Source organism: Microvirga flavescens, from assembly GCF_003290125.1.
In the GTDB taxonomy this organism is placed as follows: domain Bacteria; phylum Pseudomonadota; class Alphaproteobacteria; order Rhizobiales; family Beijerinckiaceae; genus Microvirga; species Microvirga flavescens.
The window spans coordinates 137,894-157,796 of record NZ_QMKH01000005.1 but is presented as its reverse complement, the minus strand read 5'-3'; the positions used below and the strand labels follow the sequence as shown (position 1 = coordinate 157,796).

Below are 19,903 nucleotides of genomic sequence, written 5' to 3'. Positions count from 1 at the left end.
ACGGGCGGCTTTTGAGGGCCTATATATGTTGGGGTCCATGCCGAAGAAATCTTCCTCCCCCTTGCCCGAACGGTTTCGGCGCTGGTTCGATAGCCGGGGCTGGCAGCCGCGCCGCCATCAGCTCGATTTGCTCGCCAAGGCGAAGGCGGGCCTGTCCGCGCTGCTCGTCGCGCCGACAGGCGCGGGCAAGACGCTCGCGGGGTTTCTGCCGAGCCTTGTGGAGCTGGCCGAGCGAGACTCGCCGCCGCGTGGCAGGAAGCGCGTGCTTCACACGCTCTACATTTCGCCGCTGAAGGCGCTCGCGGTCGATATCGCCCGCAACCTTGAAACGCCGGTGCGGGAGATGGAACTGCCGATCCGCATCGAGACGCGAACGGGCGATACGCCTGCCCACAAGCGCGCCCGGCAGATCGAGCATCCGCCTGACATTCTGCTCACGACACCCGAGCAGCTTGCGCTTCTCCTCGCGCACCGCGATGCGCGTGAGCTGTTCAAGAATCTGCGCCGCGTGGTGCTGGACGAACTGCATTCGCTCGTCACCTCCAAGCGCGGCGACCTTCTTTCGCTTGGCCTTGCAAGGCTCTACGCGCTCGCACCGGAACTGACGGCGGTGGGCTTGTCGGCGACGGTGCGCGAGCCGGACGATTTGCGACGATATCTGGTGGCGAAACCCTCGGTGGAGAGAAATCTCGCCGATCTCGTCGTCGTCGCGGGCAGCGCTGAGCCCGATATCCGCATGTTGGAACTGGACGAGCCGTTGCCGCTCTCCGGCCACACCGCTGCGGCATCCATGCCCGCGATCTATGATTTGATCGCTAAGCACAAGACGACGCTTGTTTTCGTGAACACGCGCCTGCAGGCCGAGTACACCTTTCAGGCATTGTGGGATCTCAATGAGGATGGGCTTGCCATCGCCCTTCACCATGGATCCCTCGACGTGTCGCAGCGCCGTCGTGTCGAGGAGGCGATGGTTGCGGGAAAGCTGCGCGCGGTTGTCTGCACCGCGACGCTCGATCTCGGCATCGACTGGGGCGATGTCGATCTTGTGGTGAATGTCGGCGCGCCGAAGGGCGCATCGCGCATCATGCAGCGCATCGGGCGCTCCAACCACCGCATGGACGAGCCATCGAAGGCCTATCTCGTTCCCGCGAACCGCTTTGAGATTCTCGAATGTCGCGCGGCACTCGATGCCGTGCACGAGGCAGCGCAGGATACGCCCGACGCGCGCATCGGCGCACTCGACGTATTGTGCCAGCACATTCTCGGCATGGCCTGCGCCGAACCGTTTCGGCTGGAAGAGCTTTATGAAGAAGTCCGCGCCGCGGCGCCCTATGCCGACTTGTCGTGGGAGGATTTCGAGGCCAGCGTCGCCTTCGTCGCCACGGGCGGGTACGCCCTTCGTGCCTATGAGCGCTTCGCCAAGATCGTGAAGGGAAAGGATGGCCTGTGGCGCGTGCGCGACGCGCGTATCGCGCAGCAATACAGGCTCAATGTCGGCACCATCGTCGAATCCACCATGATCAAGGTGCGACTTGGGCGAACGTCGCGCGCGAGGCCGGGCTCCGTTCTGCCGCGTGGAAAAGTTCTCGGTGAGATCGAGGAATATTTCGCGGAGACCATGACGCCGGGCGACACGTTCCTCTTTGCCGGAGAGGTGCTGCGTTTCGAGGGCTTTCACGAGGATGAGGTTTTGGCCACACGGGCGAGCGGCAGCGATCCGAAAATTCCATCCTATGCGGGCGGCAAGTTTCCGCTCTCCACCTTCCTCGCCGCGCGGGTGCGCGAGATATTGGCCGATCCCTTCGAGTGGGACCGTCTGCCGCCGCAGCTTGCGGATTATCTTCTCGCGCAGCGCCGCCGCTCCATCGTTCCGGGGCCGCGCGATCTTCTGGTCGAAACCTTTCCGCGCGGCGGGCGCTACTACATGACGTGTTTTCCCTTCGAGGGGCGGTTGGCGCACCAGACGCTCGGGATGCTCCTCACCCGTCGCCTCGAACGCGCGCGGCAAAAACCCCTTGGCTTCGTCGCCAACGATTACGGCCTCGCGATCTGGGGCATGAACGACATCGCCGCCAAACAGGCGCGCGATCCCGGCTTCATCGACACTCTTTTCGCGGAGGACATGCTGGGGGACGATCTTGAGGACTGGCTTGCGGAATCATCGCTCATGAAGCGCACCTTCCGCCAATGCGCGGTGATTGCGGGAATGATCGAGCGCCGCTTTCCCGGCCAGGAAAAAACCGGGCGGCAGGTGACGATCTCCACCGATCTCGTCTATGACGTGCTGCGAAAGCACGAGCCCGACCATGTGCTGCTACGTGCCGCGCGGGCGGATGCGGCAACGGGGCTTCTGGACGTGAAGCGGCTTGGTATGATGCTCAAGCGTATCCGGGGGCGAATCATTCACAAGCCGCTCGACCGGGTTTCTCCTTTGAGCGTCTCCGTGATGCTGGAGATCGGCCGCGAGCGCATCCAGGGCGAGGGCGCGGACGATATTCTGGCAGAGGCGGAAGCGGCGCTTCTCGACGAGGCCTTGGCGTGACGGCATTGCTCAAGATGAAGCAGACGACGAGCGAGATCGCCCTGTCCGGTCTCGCGGCGGTGCTCGATCTCTCGGGCGCGCTATTCCTTGCCGATGAGAACGTGCTGCTGGTCGCCGATCTGCATTTCGAGAAAGGCTCTTCCTTCGCACGGCGCGGCATGATGCTGCCGCCCTATGACACTCGCGAGACCTTGAAAGCTCTGAGGCAGGCCGTCTCACGCTTTTCGCCCCGCGCGGTGATCGCGCTCGGTGACAGCTTTCACGATGTCGGAGGGCCGGATCGGTTGGGCGAAGAGGAGCGCGCGACGCTCGCCGCCGTGCAAGCAGGGCGCGACTGGATCTGGGTGACGGGCAATCACGATCACACGCTTCCCGCCAACATTGGCGGCGAGGTTGTCGAGACGATGACGCTCGGCCCGCTCACGTTGCGCCATGAGCCGGAGGAGGGGACGCAAAGCGAAGTCGCCGGCCATCTTCATCCCGTCGGAAAGGTCGTCATGCGTGGCCGCTCGACTCGTCGGCGCTGTTTTCTTACCGATGGGACGCGCTGCATCATGCCAGCGCTTGGGGCTTATGCGGGAGGCCTGAACGCCTGCGATGCGGCGTTCGAGCCGCTCTTTCCCAATAGCTTCACGGCGCATCTCATCGGGTCCGAGCGGATTTTTGCGATTGCGCGTGGAATGCTCTGCGGCGACTGAGGTGGTCAGTCGCGCCTGAAGATCGTGCTTGCCAGCCAGCCGAAGCCGAGAGCGATGAGTGCCGTTGCAAGACCATAAGTGAGCGAAGCGTCCCGTGCCGCTTCGCCGACCTGTTGCTCGAAGCCGATCTTGACCAGCTCGAAATTCGTGTGGCTGCGCGCCAGCACCACCGTTTCGGCGAGAAGGGCCACCTCCACATCGTAGGTTCCGGTCGGAGCAGAGGCGGGGACGGGAACCTGGGCGGTGAAAATGTTGGGTGTGAGGAAAGTGACGCCGCGTTCCTTCTCGAAATAGAGCCCATCGCGGGACTTGAGGCGATAGAGCGCCTCGCGAAACGGTTCGTCCGCGGTGCCGCGGTCGTTGGTGAAATCGGCGGCATGGACAATTGCATTCACCCCGATCTTTTGCCGCAATCTCGCTGGCTCCGAGGCGATTTCATCGAGAGGGCGAGATGTGAAGACGCTTAAGTAAGAGGGAGCATCGGGGAACTTTTGCTGTTCGCGATTGAGCCAGACGAGGCCGCGCCTCTCCTTCTCACGTACGACGATGGATTGTCGCGGACCGCGCACGGTGACAACGACGTCGTAACCTGTTGCGCGGGCAACAGTCTGCGCATCGCGCTCGACCGCGCCGAAGACGGCGATGGAGGTGCCGGTGTAGTTGGAGGTAATGAGAACCCGATGGCTCGACAGGGTCGTAATCAAGGCCTCTGCGAGCGCGGCAGCCGGAGAAAAGAACAGGAGAAGCGCGAGCGCCATTCTCATGTCCGTGTCTCCTGTATGGTGATGGAGAACGGTTCGTTCGGGCGCATGACGAGTTCAAGCGCGAAGCGCAGGCCCACCGCGAGCAGGAGTATTGCGAGAAGAAAGCGGAACAATTCCGCGCGCAGGTTTCTGCCCGCCCGCGCGCCGAACTGCGCGCCGAAGACGCCACCGACGATCAAAAGAATCGCAAGCACGATGTCGACCGCCTGGTTAGCGACCGCGTGCAGCACCAGAGCAACGAGCGTGGTGCAGACGATCTGGAATTGCGACGTTCCGACGACCACGGAGGTCGGAATGCGGAAGATATAGAGAAGGGCGGGCACCATGATGAACCCGCCGCCGATGCCGAGAAGCGCGCCGGCAAAGCCCACGAAGAGAGAAAGGCCAAGGATCGGGATGACGCTGACATAGAGCTGCGAGCGTGGAAAGCGCATGCGCAGCGGCCACAGAAGATAAGGCGCGTGCTGGCCGCCCTGTCGGGGAGGCAGCGGTGTTCCGCCACGCCGCTTCATCCAGAACTCGCTGATGCTCTCCTTCATCATCAGGCTGCCGACGACGCTGAAAAGGGTGACATAGGACACGACGATCACGAGATCGAGCTGGCCCGCGCGCCGCGCGGCGGCGAAGAACCAGACGCCCAGCGTCGAGCCGACAAAGCCGCCCGCCACCAGCATTCCGCCAAGGCGCAGATCGAGCGCGTTGCGCCGCAGCGCGCTCAAAACCGATGTCGTGGAGGATGCCACGATCTGCGCCGACTGGGTCGCGACGGCGACGGCTGGGGGAATGCCGAGAAAAATCAGGAGCGGCGTCATCAGGAAACCGCCGCCGATTCCGAAGAGCCCGGAGATGAAGCCGACGGCCGCGCCCAGGCCCAGGATCATGAGCACGCTCACCGACATTTCCGCGATAGGCAGATAGATTTGCACCCCGGTTCCCCTATAGCCGGTGCAGCCTCGCTTCAGAGCATGATCCCGTTTCGTTTAAACATTATCATGCTCCCTTTAAAATGCACGATGCGGTAGCCGTCCCCACTGGCTTCCACGCCGTCTGGAGAACAGCGGATCGTCACGGCATTATCCAACATTCGCGTGAACGCCGGCTGACTATGTCGCCGGCGTTTGCTCTCAGGTGCGGCCTTCGGGCTTCTGGTCGAGCGCGGCGGTGCGGCCCTTGACCGGCGGATTGAGTTCGTTCGCCTGGCTGTCGGTGGCGCGCGGGCGCCAGCGTTCGACGAGAGCCTTGGCTGCAACCGCATCGCCGGCGCTCATCTTGGCCGCAACCTCATCCCGCTTTTTCGCAGCGTCGGCATCGCCCTGGTTCGCAGCGAGGGCAAACCATTTGTAGGCCTGCACCAGGTCCTGCCGGCCCGTGGCGCCACGCGCATACATCACGCCGAGGTTGAACTGACTGTCTCGCAGGCCCGCTTCCGCCGCCTCCACATACCAGGGCAGGGCCGCGGCATAATCCGGCTTGCCACTGATGCCGGCGGCAAGAAGCGTCGCGAAGTTATGCATGGCGCGAGTGTTGCCACCGAGCGCCGCGCGCTCGTACCAGGCGGCCGCCGCTTTCACGTCGCGTGTCAGGCCGAAGCCCTTCTCGTAGGCCATCGCGAGCCGCTCCTGAGCCGGTGCGAGACCTGCCTGCGCCGCGCGTTCGAAAAGGCGCGCCGCAAGCGTTGAATCCTGATCGACGCCTCGCCCTTCCGCGAGGCGCGTGGCGAGTTCATAGACGGCGGTTGCATCGCCGCCCAACACGGCCTCTTTCAGAACAACGGGCGTACCGGCAGGAATTTCGCCGAGGGACGACGGGTCGATGAAGAACCCTTTCGGGGTTGCCGTTGTGTCGAGCGCCGCAGACTGCGCGACCTCACCCTCGTCCGCGACTGTCGCGACGGGTGCCGGATTGATGCTTCCCACTGTTGCGGGCTCGTGAGCGACACGCGCCGACTTGGCGGGCTTGCCTTCGAGGGCAGCAAGGGTTTGCGGATCGGGATCGAGAACGCTCGACACGATCTGGAAGCTTCCCGTTGCAAGAACCAGAAACGCCAGACCGAGAAGCAGAGGACGTTTATGATTATCAAGTGTCCGGCGCAGGCGCTGGATGAGGCTCGGGCCTGCTATTGCTGGGCCAAGACTCTCCTCGCCAGTTTTGTCGTTAAAATCGCCATCAAGATCGACCAGCGAGATCTCGACAATTGGGGCAGTAATATCGCTAGGCGTCTCGCTCGCTTTCGTGGCCTCCTGCTGAGAGGCGCGTCGCGCTGCCGCGATGAAGCTTGATCGCACATTGCCGAGATCGGCTTCCGCCGGGAACGTCGCGGAGGTCAGGTCCTGCATTTCGTTCGACTCAGTGTCAGGCTGCGTCTCTTCCGTTTCAGTTGTGGAAACCGACGCTTGCGGGAGCCGCGTCGCAGTAACATCCTCGATTTGCGACAGCGTTGCTGCATGCAGGCGGCGAACGGCCGCTTCAAGGCGATCTGCGGAGGGCATTCCTTCGGTGATGCCGGCATGGTGCGAAACGGCTACGGAATTCGTCTGGGGGATGCCTCGTCCGACGAGAGTTTCGAGGGCATCATACACGGCACGCAAAGTCTGTTGCGTCTTCTTGTCGGCGCGGGTGTGGAGCGCCTTCAATTCGACGAAACCCTGCTTCAAGGCGTCGATGTCGCTTTCTGTGACGGCAGGCGGCGCTCCTCTCAGAACGCGCTCGGCGGCGCGCTCGGCGATGAGCGAAGCTTCTTCCTGCAGGTCTTTGAGGCTCGCGCCGGCATTGACCGGCGGGGTTGCATCGCGGCTCTCCGCCAGTTGCTCGGCCAACACCACAAGACGCTGTTCAATGGCGTCGAGAGCGGGCGCGGGTGCGCGATCCAGCTTCTCGCCGATGGTGCGAAGCATGTCCTCGATGACGGATGTGTCGAGGGGCCCGCCAGTTCGGCTCTCAATCTGGCTCTCGATCTGCCTGCCGACCTGGCGCAACTCGTTTTCCAATTGACCGAAACGTTCGAGCAAGGGCTCGTGCGATGGCTCCGGGCGTTCCGCGACGGCCTGCACATCCGCCGACAGGCGCTCGATCAACGTCATCAATGCGTCCGAATGCCGGGCGCGATTATCGTTGATCTCGCCCATGCGTTCCGTAAGTAGCGCGAGCTGGCGCGCGACCGGCGTGAGATTGAGCGGCTCCGGTTCGGGCCTGTTGACGAGAAGATCGACGCGCTCGCTCAGGCTGTCGAGCCGGGCCGGCACGTCGTTACTCGCCTGGAGAACGAGCGTCTTGTCGAGAGCGGTGCAGATGTCTTCCAGCGATGTTTTAAGCGCCGCGAAGTCGTGGCGGCCGACCTGATTGAGACGCAGCTCCGTCACTTGCTGGGCGAGGGCCGTGACGTCGCCGGAAAGCTTTTCCAGCTGCTGCGGCTCAGCCCGTTGCGACAGATCCTGACGCATGTCGATGATCTGGCTGCTCAGGAATTCGATGACACTGCGATCGACGCCGGTTTCCGCCGCCTTGTCGATACGTTGCGACAGGGTATCGAGCTCGGAAGAAATGCGGCGATGGACGGTGTCGGAGAGGCTTTCCATCATATGCTGCAATTGGCGCTCGAGATCGGCGACCGAGCGCGCCAACGTCAGCATGTCATGGCTATTGCCGCTCGCGAGGTTGCCGGCAAGATGACGAATGGAATGATCGAGCTTCGCGATTTCATCGCGGCTCGCGAGCGAGCCGACGCTGCCTTGCAGCCGTTCAAGGTCCGTGCGGATCGCCTCGATGGTGGGAGAGGGAGCGATGTCGAGCGGATGTTCGAGGCGCTCCGCGAGCCGCCCCATATCCATGCGCAGGCCTGTCAGTGTGTCGGACAGGGGCGCGAGCGCCGCCACGGCCTCATTGATGGGAAATTCGATGCGGGTCGGTGGTGCGGGCATCCGTTCCGCGACGACCTGGCGCTCGACGGCGTCGAGCCTGTCCTTGAGCGTCGTCAATGCTTGGGACAATACTGTCGCCAGCCGGTCTTGGTGATCGGCGGAGTTGCGCGCCGCTTCGTTCAGGCGCTCCTCGGCCTGCTCGATCCAGACCGCCATCGATTCAAGCGCGACTGCCGTGCGGGCGGCCCGTTCTTCGGCCTCGGCCCGCTCATGCTGCGCGTCGATGTCGTGGTCGGAGGGCGCCCGCCCCATGCGCGCGATGATGGCGTCGATCTCGCCGATCCGCTTGCGCGCGGGAGGCGATGCCTCCCGCCTTTCGCTCGCGGTCAGCGCGGCGACCCATTCTTCAAGGCTCAGGCCGGCGCGCCGTGCTGCCGCCTCGGCAGCGCTCCGGGTATCCAGATCCAGACCCTCAGGGTTCGCGTTTCGTCTCATGGCGCCTGCCGACTCGGTACTTGGAGAACACCGGCCGGGCCGAAGAAAAAGCCCTTCCGGGACGGCCCGCTGGTCCGACGAGGCGAATCAGTCCGCTTCGTCAGACCTCTGCCGACGCCTTACCGTCCGGCGAACATGGTAAAAAAGCCGTTAAGCAGAGGAGGTTAGGAGCATGCCCCTGGGTTAGGGGGGCGGTTGAAAGTCGGTCTCCCACAAATTTTGTCATTATTTCTACCTCTGCGTGAGGTCTGTGCCTTTTCGCACTTGGATTAGTAAAGTGAATGTTCTAGCATTGCATTACTTTGGGCCCCTGATCTGGAGGGACGGCGGCCTCGAACAATAACGTGGGGCAACATGACCACCTATAAGCTTGATCAAGTGACAAATTCGGGCATCAAACTGCCTGAAGCGACGAATTCTTTTACGATTGGCGATCTCGCTCGCGAATTTGGAGTGACGCTTCGTACATTGCGTTTCTACGAAGATCGCGGCCTCCTTTCGCCGCGTCGTGAGGGCCTTGCCCGTATCTACGACGCGCGCGATCGAGACCGTCTGGCCGTGATCCTGAAGGGCAAACAACTCGGCTTCACCCTGACCGAGATCCGCGCCATGCTGGCGGAGGAACGCCTGGAGGGTGGCGCTGCGGCGGCTAATCTCAAGCTCTCGCTGGACCAGATCGAAGACCAGATCGAGCATCTCGAGCAGCAGAAGGTCGAGATCGAACAGGCCCTGGCTGAGCTCAAGGCCCGTCGCGCGAGCTTCGTCGCAGCGGCGTAAGAGACAGGCGCTGGGGGGCGCCTGTTTTCATGCGTAAGTAAATATTGAGGTGGCGTCAGTCTCTGGCGCCACCTTTTTTCATGCCTTGCGGGACCGCCCGATGCCCGTTTTTCTTTGAACCAGCAGGAAACGCGGCTCCCAATTCAGGGTCCGATGCCCGCCGGTTGCGCTGTCAGGGCGTTCGCCTTCCGTAGAATCTGCGCCATGTAACCCTTCGTCAGGGCGGGACCTCTTTTCTTGGTCGACTAGATGGTTTATATGTGAACTATCTGCGGCGAGAAGTCCGCTTCAAGATCGTTCTCTTGAAGAATGACGGCCGCACCCGTGATCTGGGAGGAGCCCCTATGCCGGTCTACAAGGCCCCCGTCGAAGACGTCCTGTTCCTCTTGGGTGATGTCTTTCCCATCGCCCGCCACAACAACCTGCCGGGATTTGCCGATGCGACGCCCGACACGGTGGAGGCCATTCTGGGCGAGGGCGCAAAGCTCTGCGAGGAGATCTTCGCTCCCTTGAACCTGAGTGGCGATCAGGAAGGCTGCACCCGCAACGCGGACGGCTCCGTGACGACGCCTAAGGGCTTCAAGGAAGCCTACGAGGCCTACGCGCAGGGCGGCTGGATGGGACTGTCCGTCCCCGAGGAGTTCGGCGGCCAGGGGCTGCCCACCTTGCTCAGCATCGTCATGCAGGAGTTCGTCTCCTCCTCCAACCTGGCGCTCGGGATGTATCCGGGGCTGACGCAGGGCGCCATCGCGGCGCTGCTCGTGCACGGCACGGCGGAACAGAAACATCTGTACGTGCCGAAGATGGTGGAGGGAGTCTGGACCGGCACCATGAATCTTACCGAGCCGCATTGCGGCACGGATCTGGGCCTCCTTAAAACCAAGGCCGTGCCCAATGGCGATGGCTCCTATGCCATCACCGGCACCAAGATCTTCATTTCCGCCGGCGAGCACGACATGGCGGAAAACATTGTGCATCTGGTGCTCGCGCGCATCGAAGGCGCGCCCGCGGGCACCAAGGGTATCTCGCTCTTCATCGTGCCGAAATTCATTGTGAAGGAGGATGGTACGCCCGGTGCCGGCAACGGGGTCTCCTGCGGCTCGCTCGAACACAAGATGGGCATTCACGGCAATGCCACCTGCGTGATGAACTACGACGGCGCGAAGGGTTGGCTGCTCGGAGAGGCCAACCGCGGCCTCAACGCCATGTTCGTGATGATGAACGAGGCGCGTCTCGCCGTCGGCGTTCAGGGTTTGGCGCAGTCCGAGGTCGCCTATCAGAACGCCGTGTCTTATGCGAAGGACCGTCTTCAGGGGCGCGCGCTGACCGGGCCGAAATTCCCGGACAAGCCCGCCGATCCTATCATCGTCCACCCCGATGTGCGCCGCACGCTTCTGTCGATCAAAGCAATCAACGAGGCTGCGCGCGCACTTGTGCTCTGGACGGCGCTCAAGAGCGACATCGCGCATCGTTCGTCCGATCCTGCGGAGCGCCAAGCCGCGGACGATCACATGGGCCTTTTGACCCCTGTGGTGAAGGGCGTTCTGACCGATCTCGGCTTCGACAACGCTGTCAAGGCGCAGCAGATGTTCGGCGGTCACGGCTACATCGAAGAATGGGGCATGTCGCAGTTCGTGCGCGATGCCCGCATCACCATGATCTATGAGGGTGCGAACGGCATTCAGGCGATGGACCTTGTCGGGCGAAAGCTCGCCAAGGACGGCGGGCGCGCCGTCATGGCCTTCTTCAACGAGGTCGGTGCATTCTGTCAGGAGAATGCCGGTGATGAAGAACTCAAGGCCTTCGTCGGGCCGTTGCAGAAGGGGCTTGCCGATCTGCAGCAGGCCACCATGTGGTTCATGCAGAACGCGATGGCCAATCCCGATAATGCGGGCGCGGGCGCGACCGATTACATGCATCTCTTCGGGACGGTGGTCATGGGTTACATGTGGGGCCTGATGGTGAAGGCCGCGCAGGCGAAGAAGGCGCAAGGCAATGGCGCTGCCGAAAAGATGGACGCGAAGTTGCTGACGGGCCGTTTCTACATGGATCGCCTCATGCCCGAGACCGCAACGCGCCTCGCGCGCATTTCGTCGGGCTCGCAATCGACGATGGCGCTGCCGGTGGACGCTTTCTGATTGACAGGTATCATCCCGGCTGGAGCGAAGAGCCGGGATCGCACGACGAGCATACGCCGAATTCTGATAACGATTCCGGGTCGCGTTTCGCGTCCGGAATGACAACATGACCGGGAGGCCCCTATGGTCGATGCCTTTATTTATGATGCCGTGCGCACGCCGCGCGGGCGCGGCAAGCCGGATGGCTCGCTGCACGAAGTGCCCACCGTCGATCTTGCCGTGACGACGCTCGACGCGATCCGCGAACGCAACCATCTCGATCCGAAGCTTGTCGAGGATGTGGTTCTCGGCAACGTCGATCCTGTTGGCGAGGCGGGCGGCGACATTGCGCGCGCGGCGGTGCTGAAGGCAGGCTTCGGCAAGGAAGTTCCGGGCGTGCAGATCAACCGCTTCTGCGCCTCCGGTCTCGATGCCGTGGCTCTTGCCGCATCGCAGGTGATGGCGGGCATGAAGGACCTTGCCATCGGCGGCGGCGTCGAATCCATGAGCCGCGTCGGCATGGGCGCATCGGGTGGCGCATGGCCGGTCGATCCCGGCATCGCGATTGCCAGTTACTTCCTGCCACAAGGTATCTCGGCGGATCTGATTGCCACGAAGTATGGCTTCTCCCGCGACGATGTGGACGCCTATGCGGTCGAGTCGCAAAAGCGCGCGGCGAAGGCCTGGGACGAGGGAAGGTTCAAGAAGTCGATTGTTCCGGTGAAGGACATCAACGGGCTGACCCTGCTTGCCAGGGACGAGCATATGCGCCCCTCCACCGACATGCAGTCCCTCGGCCAACTGAAAGCGTCCTTCACGCAGATGGGCGAGATGGGTGGCTTCGATGCTGTGGCGACATACGCGCATCCGGATGTCGAGGCCGTTAATCATGTGCATCACGCGGGCAATTCATCCGGCATCGTCGATGGTGCTTCCGCTGTGCTCGTCGGCTCCAAGGAAGGCGGCGCGAAGGCGGGGCTGAAGCCGCGCGCGCGCCTCAAGGCTTTCGCATCGCTCGGTTCCGATCTCGCCCTCATGCTGACGGGTCCCGTGGAAGTGTCGCAACTCGTTTTGAAGAAAGCCGGCATGACGACGAAGGACATTGATCTCTTCGAGATCAACGAGGCCTTCTCCGCCGTCGTGTTGCGCTATCTGCAGGCGCTGGAACTCGACCCCGCGAAGGTCAACGTGAATGGCGGCGCCATTGCGATGGGCCACCCGCTCGGAGCCACCGGCGGCATGCTTCTGGGAACCGCGCTCGATGAACTGGAGCGCACGGGCAAGCGGACGGCCTTGATTACCCTGTGCGTTGCCGCGGGCATGGGCACGGCGGCGATTATCGAGCGTGTTTGAGAGCGGAACGGGAGGACATCATGACGACATTCACCAATTTCCGTTTCGAGGTCGATGCTGACGGCATCGCGCTCGCGACTTGGGATATGCCGGATCGTTCCATGAACGTCATCACGCCCGAGGTGATGGAGGAGCTGTCGCAGATCGTCGAGAAGGTCGCGGGCGATGCCGCGATCAAGGGCTGCGTCATCACGTCCGGCAAGGAGACCTTCTCGGGCGGTGCGGATCTCAACATGCTGCAAGGGCTCGGCGCGCAATATGCCAAGCTCGCCAAGGAGAAGGGCGAGGAGGAGGCGATGAGCTTCTTCTTCGAGGAATCGCGCAAGCTCTCGCTGCTCTATCGCCGTCTGGAAACCTGCGGCAAGCCGTTTGCCGCCGCCGTGAACGGCGTGTGTCTCGGAGGCGCGTTCGAACTGGCGCTCTCGTGCCATTTCCGCGTTCTCTCGGATGCGGATTCAACCCGCGTCGGCTTGCCCGAGATCAAGGTCGGCCTTTTCCCCGGTGCGGGCGGCACGCAGCGCGTGGCGCGTCTGATGCAAACGGGCGATGCCCTGCAGATGCTGTTCAAGGGCGAGCAGCTTCGCTCGCTCATGGCCCGCAATATGGGCCTTGCGCACGCGGTTGCGCCGCGTAACGAGATCGTCGCCATCGCCAAGGAGTGGATCAAGGGCGGCGGCTCGGCGGAAGCGGCGTGGGACAACAAGAATTTCAAGCTACCCTCCAACAAGGTATATTCGGCGGCGGGCATGCAGATCTGGCCTGCGGCGAACGCCATCTATCGCCGTGAGACGCAAGGCAACTACCCGGCGGCCTATGCCATTCTCGAGGCGGTCTATCAGGGGCTGCAATTACCGATGGACCAGGCGTTGAAGGTGGAATCACGCTGGTTCGCCAAGATCCTGCGCTCCAAGGAAGCGGCGGCGATGATCCGCACGTTGTTCGTTTCCATGCAGGAGCTGAACAAGGGCGCGCGCCGTCCGAAGGACGCGCCGCCGACGAATCTCAAGAAGATCGGCGTCGTCGGCGCGGGCTTCATGGGCGCGAGCGTTGCTTATGTCACCGCCAATGCTGGGCTCGATGTCGTGCTGATCGATCGCGATGTGGAAGCCGCCGAGAAAGGCAAGGCGCATTCGCACAAGCTCATGACGGACCAGATCATGAAGGGCCGCGCCAAGACGGCGGATCGCGATGCGCTTCTCGCGCGCATCAAGGCGAGTGCGGATTATAATGACTTGAGCGATTGCGATCTCGTCATCGAGGCCGTGTTCGAGGATCCCAAGGTCAAGGCCGAGGTGATTGCGAAGGTGGAGGCCGCGATCAGGCCCGATTGCATCTTCGCGTCCAATACATCGACGCTACCGATCTCTGGCCTCGCGCAATCCTCGAAGCGTCCTGATGAATTCATCGGCATTCACTTCTTCTCACCCGTGGAGAAGATGATGCTGGTGGAGGTCATTCTCGGCAAGAAGACGGGCGACAAGGCGCTCGCCGCCGCGCTCGATTATGTGCGCCTCATCAAGAAGACGCCCATCGTCGTCAACGACTCGCGCGGGTTCTTCGCCAATCGCTGCGTTCTGGCCTATATCCTCGAAGGTCATCTGATGCTCACGGAGGGCGTGCCGCCGGCGATGATCGAGAACGCGGGCAAGCAGGCGGGCATGCCCGTCGGCCCGCTCTCCCTCAACGACGAGGTCGGCGTCGATCTCGGCCTGAAGATCCTCAAGGCCACTAAGGCGCAACTGGGCGAAGCCGCGATCATCCCGCAGCAGGAGGCGCTGTTGACGCGCCTCGTGGAGCAGGAAGGCCGTCTCGGTCGCAAGAACCGGAAAGGCTTCTACGATTACCCCGAGAGCGGGCCGAAGCATCTTTGGCCGAGCTTGATGGACTTGCAGCCGAAACACCTCGATGCGGAGACCATCGACATGCAGGAGCTTAAAGCACGCCTTCTCGTGACGCAGGCATTGGAAGCCGCGCGCACGGTGGAGGAAGGGGTCATCACCGATCCGCGCGAGGCGGATGTCGGCTCCATCCTCGGGTTCGGCTTCGCGCCGTTCACGGGCGGCGCTCTGTCCTACATCGACTTCATGGGCGCGAAGGTTTTCGTCGAGCTGTGCAAGTCGTTGCAGGCCAAGCATGGCGACCGCTTCGCCCCGCCGAAGATCCTCATCGACATGGCCGCAAGCGGTGGCACGTTTTACGGACGTGCTGAGGCCCGGAAGGCGGCGTGAACATTCGACAATGATGAAAACCCGGAGTTCTCCTCCGGGTTTTCCATAAGGCAGCGCGCAAGGCTGCGCTGTGGAAGTGACATGAATCTCTGGCTGCGCGTTCTTCATCTTTTCATTGCATCGCTTTTCAGGCCAAGGCTCGATCCAGTGAGCGATGTGTCGCGGCTCGGCTTCCGCGTATGGCCGCACGATCTCGACACGTCGCTCCACATGAACAACGGGCGTTACTGGACCCTTATGGATCTCGGACGCGCGGACATCATGATCCGCTCCGGGCTGTGGCGGAAAATTCTGAAACACGGGTGGGTGCCCGTCGTCAGCGCGGGACAGATCAGGTTCCGGCGGGAGTTGAAGCTCTTCCAACCCTTCACACTCGAAACCCGCATCGTGAGCTGGGCCGATAGCTGGGTGATGATGGAGCATCGACTCGTCACCGTAGCAAAAGATGGAAGCCCTATCGTCTCCGCCACCGCCCTGGTCCGCGTGGGGCTTTATGACCGCAAGGCCAAAAGCTTCGTTTCTGTCGAGCGCATGTTTGCCGATCTGGGCATTCAGGCCCATCAGCCTCAGCCCGGGGCGGAAATCACGGCGTTTTTGGCCGCCGAGGAGGCGATGAAGAAGACGACTTGATCGTTTCGTGGCACATTGTAGCCTGTGGTTCCGACAAGAAAACGAACGGCGCCGCCATGCCCCGCACCATCGACTACTACTTCTCCTTCGTCAGCCCCTGGGCCTATATCGGCCATGTGCCGTTCATGGATATCGTGCGGCGGCACGGGATCGAGGTGAACTACAAGCCCGTCTTTCTGGGCCGGGTGTTTTCGGAAACCGGCGGCTTGCCGCTGGCCCAGCGCCATCCGGTGCGCCAGCGTTACCGGATGGTGGAGCTTCAACGCTGGCGCGACAAGCGTGGCCTGTCGTTCAACCCCAAGCCGAAATACTGGCCGTTCGACGTCAATCTCGTGGATCGCTTCGTGATCGCCATTGGAGCTGCCGGCAAGGACCCCGACCCGTTCCTGCGCCGGGCCTTCGCCGGCATCTGGGAGGAGGATCGCGATCTCGCCAATCCTCTCGTCATTGCGGAGCTCGCGGAAGCAGCAGGTCTTGATTCAGCATCGCTGATGGATGTCGCGACAGGAAGCGCGACCGAAGCGATCTACGCCCTGAACCTCGAGAACGCCGTGGCGAACGATGTGTTCGGCTCGCCGTCCTACGTGCTCGACGGAGAGGTGTTCTGGGGGCAGGATCGTCTTGACCTGCTCGACGATGCCTTGAAGAGCGGCCGCGCGCCATTTTCCTCGAGCATCTGATGCCGTCAAAAAGGAGGCCGCAGCTTAGAGTCTGATCGTGTCTCTTTGAAACACAATCAGACTCCAGTCTCTGTTATTGGCGCATGATCCGGGCGAACAACCGGTGTCCACTTGTTCTGATCATGCTTTATTCGGCGGCGACCCGTGTCGCACGCCACTGCGTGAGGAGCGCGCGGAGTGCTGCGGGCTTCAGTGGCTTGTTGAGAATATGGACATTCATCTCCGCCGCGGCGTCCCGCACCGCAGGTGTCCGGTCGGCGGTGACGAGGACGGCGGGCGTGTCGACTTGTGTTTTCCAGCGCAGGGCCTTGATGGCTTCCAGTCCGTCGCCTTCGTCGAGGTGATAATCCGCGATGAAGGCCTCCGGGCCCTCCTTGTGATCCCTGATGATCTTTTGCGCGCCCTCGAGATCCGAAGCCGTCCAGACCTCGCAACCCCAGCCGGTGAGAAGAAGGCGCATGCCTTCGAGGATCGCAGGCTCGTTGTCGATGGCAAGAATCCGCAAGCCTGAAAGCTGTGTGACAGGCGCTTTCGGCGGTTCGGGCGCGGCGGCGGAGGCGGGAAGAGCGGCGACGATGGGGACGTCGAGCCGGAAGACCGAGCCGCGCCCGGCTGTTGATTGCAATGAGAGATGATGACCCAGCACGCGGCAGACGCGCTCGACAATGGAAAGGCCGAGGCCGAGGCCGCGCGCGGCCTTCGCACCCTGATCCAGGCGCTGGAATTCGCGGAAGACGATGCGTTGCTTGGAGGGCGGAATGCCTAGGCCCGTATCCCACACTTCCAAAATCAGGCGCCCGCCACGCCGCCGCCCACCGACGAGCACACGGCCTTCCGGCGTGTACTTGATGGCGTTGGAGACAAGGTTCTGCAGAATGCGGCGCAGCAGCCTGCGGTCGGAGCGCACGGTGAGCGAGGAAGGAACGAAGGTCAGCTCCAGTCCCTTCTCCCGCGCGACGGGGCCGAACTCGCGCTGCAGCTGGCGGAACAGCTCGTCGATGCGGAAGCTCGACCATTGCGGCTTCATCGCTCCCGTGTCGAGGCGTGAGATGTCGAGAAGCGCAGTGAGAATCTCTTCCACCGCATCGAGCGAAGCGTCGATGTTTTCTGCAAGCGCCACGTCTCCCGCTTCCTTGTCGCGTTCGACGAGCGATGTGGCGTAGAGCCTTGCGGCATTGAGCGGTTGCAGGATGTCGTGGCTCGCGGCGGCGAGGAAGCGCGTCTTGGACAGGTTCGCTTCTTCCGCCTCGGCCTTCGCGCTCAACAGGGCCTCGTTGAGGCGCGTCAGTTCTTCCGTGCGTTCCTTGACGCGCTGTTCCAGCGTCTCGTTGGCGCGGCGGCTTTCCTCTTCCGCCGCGACGGTTTCGGTGACGTCGGTATAGGTCGTGACAAGGCCGCCGTCGGGAAGCTGGTTGGAGCGGATCTCGATCACGATCTCGGACGGATAGAGCTTCAGTCGCACTGGTTCGAGATCGTGCAGGAAGGAGTGGATGCGAGATGCGATGTGCCTGTCATAGGAACCCGGACCATAGGACCCGCGCTGCGCGTTGAAGCGGATGATGCTGTCCATGCCGACGCCGACGCGCACGAGGTTCGGCGGCAGGTCGTAGAGATCGACAAAGGCCTGGTTCCACGCGAGCAAACGCAAATCGCGGTCGAGCACGGTGATGCCTTGTTTTGCGTAGTTGATGGCGTGTTGCAGGAGGTCGCGGCTCTGCTGGATAGCGGCGGAAGCGTCGTCCAGAAGTTTCAACGCATCCTTCGTTGAAACCGTGCGACGGCGCAGCAGGAGCGAGAGAGCAAGGCGCGAGGAGGCTGTGCCGATGGCCGAGGCGAGGAGATGCTCGGCATAGCGCAGGAGATGGAAATCCGCCTCCGCGCGCCCTTCCAGTGGCTGCCCACGGCTGTGGGCGAACCCTGCGAAGGACTTTGTCGCGCGCTCGTCACCGAGGTAGCGCGCGACGGTGGCGCGTAACTCGTCGACGGTGACGCTGGCGCGGAACAGGCGGAAGCTCGGCGCGGTGGAAACATCCGGCTCGCCAACGAAAACCTTCGCCTGAATGCGCTCGAGCGGCGTCGCCTGACGCCAGAACGATACGCCGATATAGGTCAGGATGTTGAGGGTAAGGCTCCAGACGACGCCGTGCGTGAGCTGCGGAAGATCGACGCCGAAGAGCGCGGTCGGCTTGAGCGCGAGAATGCCGAACGGCCCCGTGACCACGACATCCGACCAGAACACGCCGTCCCACACGAGGCTCGGCAGAAGAAGCGTATAGGCCCAGGTGAGGAAGCCCACGATAAGGCCGGCGCACGCGCCCATCGCGGTCCCGCGCGACCAGATCAGCCCGCCGAGAAAGGCCGGTGCGATCTGCGCCACGGCGGCGAAGGAGAGAAGGCCGATGGAGGCGAGCGCCGCGTCGCCGGACGCGCGATAATAGAAATAGGCGAGCAGGATCACGAGAACGATGGACACGCGCCTCACGCCGAGCACGAATCCACCGGGATCGACATCGGAAAAAGCGCGCCGTCGCAGCACGATCGGCATCACGAGATGATTCGAAATCATGATGGCGATGGCAACCGAATCGACGATGACCATTGCCGTTGCCGCAGAGAAACCGCCAAGGAAGGCGAGCAGCGCCATGCTGCCCGCCTTGTCGAACAGGGGCAGCGCGAGCACGGTCATGTCGCGGTCGATAGCGCCTTGCGGAAACACCGCCATGCCTGCAAGCGCGATGGGAATGACGAAGAGATTGATGAGGAGAAGATAGACGGGAAAGAGCCACGCCGCGCGCTTCAGGTCCGCAATGGAACGGTTCTCGACCACCGTCATGTGGAACTGACGCGGCAGCAGAATGGAGGCGCAGGTCGAAAGCAGGATCAGCGTCACATAGCTGCCGAAGCCCGACGTTCTATCGACCATGCTCGGGTTGAGGCCCTTCGCGGTGATCTGCGCGACGATGTCGTCGAAGCCATCGAACATTATGTAGGTGACATAGAAGCCGACGACGAGGAAGGCGATGAGCTTGATGACGGATTCGAGCGAGATGGCGAGCACCAGGCCGTCCTGGTGTTCCGTCGCATCCGTGTGGCGCGTGCCGAAGGCCACGGCGAAACCGGCAAGCACCAGCGCGACCACGAGCGCGAGATCGCCAAAGCCCGGAATGGTGTGGGAGGTCGTGCCGCTTGCCGCCGTCAGGAACACGTCGAGGGACGAGGCGACGGCCTTCAACTGCAAAGCGATGTACGGCACGGAGCCGATCAGCGCGATCAGCGAGACGATGGCCGCGACGCGCTCGCTCTTGCCGTAGCGGGCGGCCACGAAATCCGCGATGGAGGAAATGTTCTGCGCCTTGGCGACACGCACGATGCGCGCGACAAGAAGATGCCCGAGGCCGATGACGAGGATCGGGCCGATATAGATCGTCAAGAAGTCGAGCCCGGAGGAGCTTGCAAGCCCGACGGATCCGAAAAAGGTCCACGAGGTGCAATAGACCGCAAGCGACAGAGCCCCGATGGTCGAGCGCGCCCGTCCTCGTACGATCCGCCGCCCGTAGGAATCGCCCCAATGGGCGACCGAGAAGAGCAGGCAGAGATAGGCGAGGGCCAAGAGGATAACCGCCCAACTGGCGACCATGTGACGATCCTTGCGAAGAAACCCTGTGAGATTAGCGGCTTAAGGGGCGGAAGGCTACTTTGCGCGGCGGACGATGTTGCCGCGCTGCTAGAGCATGATCAGAACAAGTGGACACCGGTTGTTCG

General features: G+C 62.6%; 12 protein-coding genes. 8 read left to right on the top strand and 4 right to left on the bottom strand.

Annotation, left to right across the window (positions count from 1 at the left end; all coding sequences use genetic code 11):
* Nucleotides 1–37 precede the first annotated feature (37 nt).
* Both DQW91_RS11545 and pdeM read left to right on the top strand, forming a co-directional pair.
* Complete coding sequence (locus DQW91_RS11545; protein ID WP_112663788.1) at nt 38–2,542, top strand: ligase-associated DNA damage response DEXH box helicase; 2,505 nt, start codon at nt 38–40, stop codon at nt 2,540–2,542.
* Complete coding sequence (gene pdeM / locus DQW91_RS11540; protein ID WP_245410994.1) at nt 2,539–3,240, top strand: ligase-associated DNA damage response endonuclease PdeM; 702 nt, start codon at nt 2,539–2,541, stop codon at nt 3,238–3,240. Before DQW91_RS11545 ends, pdeM begins: the two co-directional genes overlap by 4 nt.
* Before the next feature lie 5 nt (nt 3,241–3,245).
* Here the strand turns inward: pdeM and DQW91_RS11535 are convergent, their stop codons facing one another.
* The 3 genes from DQW91_RS11535 to DQW91_RS11525 all read right to left on the bottom strand — a co-directional run bounded on the left by DQW91_RS11535 (nt 3,246) and on the right by DQW91_RS11525 (nt 8,356).
* Complete coding sequence (locus DQW91_RS11535; protein ID WP_112663787.1) at nt 3,246–4,004, bottom strand: TIGR02186 family protein; 759 nt, start codon at nt 4,002–4,004, stop codon at nt 3,246–3,248.
* The gene (locus DQW91_RS11530) at nt 4,001–4,930 is read right to left on the bottom strand and encodes a sulfite exporter TauE/SafE family protein (protein WP_112663786.1); all 930 of its coding nucleotides are present in this window, start codon (nt 4,928–4,930) and stop codon (nt 4,001–4,003) included. Before DQW91_RS11530 ends, DQW91_RS11535 begins: the two co-directional genes overlap by 4 nt.
* Before the next feature lie 198 nt (nt 4,931–5,128).
* Nucleotides 5,129–8,356 carry a tetratricopeptide repeat protein gene (locus tag DQW91_RS11525; RefSeq protein ID WP_112663785.1) on the bottom strand — a complete coding sequence of 1,076 codons (3,228 nt, stop codon included), beginning with the start codon at nt 8,354–8,356 and terminating at the stop codon, nt 5,129–5,131.
* 354 nt (nt 8,357–8,710) lie between these two features.
* On the opposite strand from DQW91_RS11525, the gene DQW91_RS11520 reads away from it, so the two are divergent.
* From DQW91_RS11520 to DQW91_RS11495, 6 genes are all read left to right on the top strand, one after another.
* On the top strand, nt 8,711–9,133 hold the full coding sequence (locus DQW91_RS11520) for a MerR family transcriptional regulator (protein WP_112663784.1): 423 nt from the start codon (nt 8,711–8,713) through the stop codon (nt 9,131–9,133).
* Between the two features lie 344 nt (nt 9,134–9,477).
* Nucleotides 9,478–11,271: an acyl-CoA dehydrogenase C-terminal domain-containing protein gene (locus tag DQW91_RS11515; RefSeq protein WP_112663920.1), complete on the top strand. Its 1,794-nt coding sequence runs from the start codon at nt 9,478–9,480 to the stop codon at nt 11,269–11,271.
* A gap of 123 nt (nt 11,272–11,394) precedes the next feature.
* On the top strand, nt 11,395–12,603 hold the full coding sequence (locus tag DQW91_RS11510) for an acetyl-CoA C-acetyltransferase (protein WP_112663783.1): 1,209 nt from the start codon (nt 11,395–11,397) through the stop codon (nt 12,601–12,603).
* 20 nt (nt 12,604–12,623) lie between these two features.
* Nucleotides 12,624–14,831 carry an FAD-dependent oxidoreductase gene (locus tag DQW91_RS11505; protein WP_112663782.1) on the top strand — a complete coding sequence of 736 codons (2,208 nt, stop codon included), beginning with the start codon at nt 12,624–12,626 and terminating at the stop codon, nt 14,829–14,831.
* 81 nt (nt 14,832–14,912) lie between these two features.
* Nucleotides 14,913–15,461 (top strand): acyl-CoA thioesterase, encoded by a 549-nt coding sequence (locus DQW91_RS11500; protein WP_112663781.1) that lies wholly within the window; start codon nt 14,913–14,915, stop codon nt 15,459–15,461.
* A 56-nt stretch (nt 15,462–15,517) separates the two neighbouring features.
* Nucleotides 15,518–16,141 (top strand): 2-hydroxychromene-2-carboxylate isomerase, encoded by a 624-nt coding sequence (locus tag DQW91_RS11495; protein WP_112663919.1) that lies wholly within the window; start codon nt 15,518–15,520, stop codon nt 16,139–16,141.
* Between the two features lie 127 nt (nt 16,142–16,268).
* Here DQW91_RS11495 and DQW91_RS11490 read toward each other — a convergent pair whose 3' ends face one another.
* On the bottom strand, nt 16,269–19,778 hold the full coding sequence (locus DQW91_RS11490; protein ID WP_112663780.1) for a PAS domain-containing hybrid sensor histidine kinase/response regulator: 3,510 nt from the start codon (nt 19,776–19,778) through the stop codon (nt 16,269–16,271).
* Nucleotides 19,779–19,903: the final 125 nt, after the last annotated feature.

Coding starts and splice junctions, on each gene's coding strand:
- DQW91_RS11500 (WP_112663781.1), top strand. CDS start 14,913: ATGAATCTCTGGCTGCGCGTTCTTCATCTTTTCATTGCATCGCTTTTC.
- DQW91_RS11525 (WP_112663785.1), bottom strand. CDS start 8,356: ATGAGACGAAACGCGAACCCTGAGGGTCTGGATCTGGATACCCGGAGC.
- DQW91_RS11535 (WP_112663787.1), bottom strand. CDS start 4,004: ATGAGAATGGCGCTCGCGCTTCTCCTGTTCTTTTCTCCGGCTGCCGCG.
- DQW91_RS11520 (WP_112663784.1), top strand. CDS start 8,711: ATGACCACCTATAAGCTTGATCAAGTGACAAATTCGGGCATCAAACTG.
- DQW91_RS11505 (WP_112663782.1), top strand. CDS start 12,624: ATGACGACATTCACCAATTTCCGTTTCGAGGTCGATGCTGACGGCATC.
- DQW91_RS11515 (WP_112663920.1), top strand. CDS start 9,478: ATGCCGGTCTACAAGGCCCCCGTCGAAGACGTCCTGTTCCTCTTGGGT.
- DQW91_RS11490 (WP_112663780.1), bottom strand. CDS start 19,778: ATGGTCGCCAGTTGGGCGGTTATCCTCTTGGCCCTCGCCTATCTCTGC.
- DQW91_RS11545 (WP_112663788.1), top strand. CDS start 38: ATGCCGAAGAAATCTTCCTCCCCCTTGCCCGAACGGTTTCGGCGCTGG.
- DQW91_RS11495 (WP_112663919.1), top strand. CDS start 15,518: ATGCCCCGCACCATCGACTACTACTTCTCCTTCGTCAGCCCCTGGGCC.
- DQW91_RS11510 (WP_112663783.1), top strand. CDS start 11,395: ATGGTCGATGCCTTTATTTATGATGCCGTGCGCACGCCGCGCGGGCGC.